The 3,316-nt window shown below is 34.4% G+C and carries 4 protein-coding genes; 3 read left to right on the top strand and 1 reads right to left on the bottom strand.

Annotated elements, in window-relative coordinates; translation table 11 throughout:
* The 3 genes from TY19_RS16295 to TY19_RS10200 all read left to right on the top strand — a co-directional run.
* The coding region (locus tag TY19_RS16295) for a hypothetical protein (RefSeq protein ID WP_042282280.1) at positions 1-855 on the top strand (855 nt) is incomplete at its 5' end.
* Positions 856-1,116: 261 nt separating this feature from the next.
* Positions 1,117-1,671 (top strand): hypothetical protein, encoded by a 555-nt coding sequence (locus TY19_RS10205; protein WP_042282278.1) that lies wholly within the window; start codon positions 1,117-1,119, stop codon positions 1,669-1,671.
* A 172-nt stretch (positions 1,672-1,843) separates the two neighbouring features.
* Positions 1,844-2,023: a transposase gene (locus TY19_RS10200; RefSeq protein ID WP_042282275.1), complete on the top strand. Its 180-nt coding sequence runs from the start codon at positions 1,844-1,846 to the stop codon at positions 2,021-2,023.
* A 214-nt stretch (positions 2,024-2,237) separates the two neighbouring features.
* Here TY19_RS10200 and TY19_RS16290 read toward each other — a convergent pair.
* Positions 2,238-3,316 (bottom strand): hypothetical protein (locus TY19_RS16290; RefSeq protein WP_042280379.1); only part of this gene is annotated, 1,079 nt, incomplete at its 5' end.

The raw sequence follows: 3,316 nt of genomic DNA, 5'->3' as shown, positions 1-3,316 counted from the left end.
CCTTTCACAGATCCTGTTGTAGATGATTGTGGCCATACATTTGAACGAGAAGCAATTATGCAAATTTATAACAGAGCAATTGCTCAAGGAACACCATTTATATGCCCTCTGGACCCAACCAAAGTCCTAGATGTTACTAGATTTGTTAAAAATTATAGCCTAGCTATTGCACAGGAAAAGGTGACCACTCTGACTGAAGAGTATACTGCTTTAAAGACAACAGATGTAGGCAAGCTGACTGAAGAGTATGCTAGATTAAAAGCAACAGATGTAGGCAAACTAAATGAAGAGTATACCGCTTTAAAAACAACAGCTGTTCAAACAATTGAAGAGCTAATGCAAAAGCATAAAGAAGAGATGCAAAAGCATAAAGCAGAGATACAAAAGCATAAAGCAGAGAGGCAGGAGTATAAGGCAGAGAGGCAGGAGTATAAGGCAGAGAGGCAGGAGTACAAGGCAGAGAGGCAGGAGTACAAGGCAGAGATAAAAAAAATGATTGGTGATCATGAACAGTTTTTAAAAGATTTTAGGCCTCTTGCGCGTGAGACAGTAGAAAATCTAAATAGAAGTGCTAATGTTTTACAGCAATGCTCTGTACTTGAAAGTAAAAATTATGCTTTGGAAAAAGAAGTTAAAAATTTACAAGACATGGGTATAGCAGATAGATTAGTGACCTACGTCTATCCTCGCTATAATGATACTGTTTCTAAAAGAAATCTAACGCCTGAAGAACAAAAAGTCCTTAATCAATCTACTACGATAACTGCTAAAGAAATCAGTGCAGAAGAAAGAAAATTAAGAGATTTAAAGGTTAAGATAGAAGAAAAATATTGGCCAACGACAGAGAAAAAATAAAATTACTTATGCTGTTAATCTGGATGTTAACAAAGTTTTTTTAAGTCCAGATTAACTTATTTTTTTTCTGTCTTTAATCGATTGATTATAAATCGATATTAGCTTATTTGTTTGTATAAAAATCCGGTTTCTGTGCTAATCGGATCAAAAAAATAGTTATAGAGCTATTTGGCTAGGTCTGGTAAAATAACAATAAAACATAGTTTTTTTATTTTATTCCAAAGTCGCAGTTTTAGTTTAAAGATTATAGGATCGTTAAATATGTCAATACATTTAAGCCCTCCAATGTATTCTTCTGCTTATGCTTTATCAAACCAACCAAGACGAATTATTACAAATTCTCGTTTAGGTGGTGTTCAAAAGAAGGTGAGCAAGCTTTCTAAAAGTCCTGATCAACTTGAACTTATTTCAGCGATTCAAACAATTGAAAAGCTGATGCAAAAGCATAAAGCAGAGAGGCAAGGATATAAAGCAGAGAGGCAAGGATATAAAGCAGAGAGGCAAGGATATAAAGCAGAGAGACAAGAATATAAAGCAGAGATGCAAAAGCATAAAGCAGAAATGCAAAAGTTAATGGATGACCATAAGCAGTTTTTAAGAGATTTTAGACCTCCTTTACGCAAGGTAAAAGAAAGTTTAAATACAAATGCTAATCTCGATCAACAAGCCGTAGTTGAAAAAGAGACAGACAATATTTCTTTATTTACGAATTCAACAAGTCAAGAAAATATAGCAAAGCCAAGTTGGTGGGAAACGGCATTAAAAATTATCCAGACATTAATGAACAGCTTATTCAATTTTGTTAGACTGAAGTAATCTATAGAGGTTTGAACAGTTTTATATAAATGATAAAGCAAGAAGTAAATCCTTTTTTTTACTGATACAATCACATTATTGATTTATATGGAAACTGACCTTGCCCCTTAAAAATCATCCAAGAAGAAATAGAGGTTCGTGTTAAAATAAATAAATTTTAGGAAACGAACCAATGAAAAAAAGATTTTCAGAAGAACACATCATTCAAATACTCAAAGAAGTAGAAGCAGGCTCAGCAGTAGCTGAAGTTTGTCGTAAATATAGCATAGCTCCCGCTACTTATGACTCATGGAAAGCCAAATTTGGCGGATATATCATGTCTTCTGTGCGCTTCCATAAGATGCTCCATTGATGAGCTTAGAAGAGTAGCACATTTAAGCATTTATTCCATTTCTCCTGACTACACTATCTAATCACATGGGGTTAATAAAAATACTTTATTTGTGATTACAATAGACAATTGAGAGCCTTACCTATTTAGCACTACCTAAATTCTCATTTCAATTGGCTATACGCCGTTTAGTTTGGCAAATTAATCGTATTAAATTATTTTAATTGCAAATTTTTTACTCATCACTTTGCTTTCTCTTGGAAGATGAGATAGCAGAAAAAAATGCTCCCTTTTGATTAGAAGGATGATTTTTTTTAGTTTGGCAGGATGACAGAATCGCATTGGCAATTTGAAAAATACCAATCCAAGCAAAAATTAAACGAATCTGATTTAAGAATGAAGTCGAAAAATTTTTACGAGAAGATGAATGAAATATTAAGTTTTTGATTGAACCAAGAAATGTAATTTTACGTTTTGTTGTTTGCTGCGAGTGTAAATTTACGCCTGTTAGAGAAGTTTGCGTTGTTGACGTTTGCGAATCTGAAACTTGAGAGGAATTAAATAGTTTGGTAATTTTTTTCATTAATCGCTCAGTTTCTTGTATTTCTTGTAACCGGTTTTCCAACCTTTCATGTGTTTGATCGATTTCTTTTATATCGATTTTAAGGGCTTGTACACCTTCAGTTAGCTTATTTGTTTCTTCCGCAAGCCGTTCGTTATCTTCTCCAAACTTTTCTACTCCTTGTGCAAACCGTTTGTTATCTTCTCCAAGCTCTTCCACTGCTTGTGCAAACCGTTTGTTATCTTCTCCAAGCTCTTCCACTGCTTGTGCAAGCTGTTTGCCATCTTCTCGAAGCTCTTCTACACCTTTTACAAACTCTTCATCATCTTGTTGAAACTGTTTTATTTCTTGCCTAAGAATTTCTAGTTCCTCATAAGATTCTTGAAGTTCTTGAAAGGCTTGATTGAATGCCTTTAAATCAGCGGATTTTTTCTCATTTATTGTATTCATAAAGTCTATGTGAGAGCGCAGTATTTCACATTGCGTTTGCATGGATGCCAGTAGTGGATTTTGTTCTTTTCCGTTATCTAGTTCTTCTTGAGTGGGAATAGAAGTATACACTCTTATTCCCTCAATCTCTGCCTGAATTTGCCCAATGGTTTCCCTTGTTTCAGCCTGGATAAGGCAAGTTTCTGCAACCGTTTGCTTAAATTCTTGTTGTTGGGCTTCTAAATCCTGAATTTGAGGAATAATAGTGGAAAGTTTTTCATCAATTTTGCGACAACCGCTATCAATTTTATGGCAGGCAGCGT

The sequence above is a fragment of the Candidatus Protochlamydia sp. R18 genome (genome assembly GCF_000648255.1).
Lineage (GTDB): Bacteria > Chlamydiota > Chlamydiia > Chlamydiales > Parachlamydiaceae > Protochlamydia > Protochlamydia amoebophila.
The sequence above is the reverse complement of the archived record's forward strand: the minus strand, read 5'-3'. Positions and strand labels throughout refer to the sequence as shown.

Coding starts and splice junctions, on each gene's coding strand:
- TY19_RS10205 (WP_042282278.1), top strand. CDS start 1,117: ATGTCAATACATTTAAGCCCTCCAATGTATTCTTCTGCTTATGCTTTA.
- TY19_RS10200 (WP_042282275.1), top strand. CDS start 1,844: ATGAAAAAAAGATTTTCAGAAGAACACATCATTCAAATACTCAAAGAA.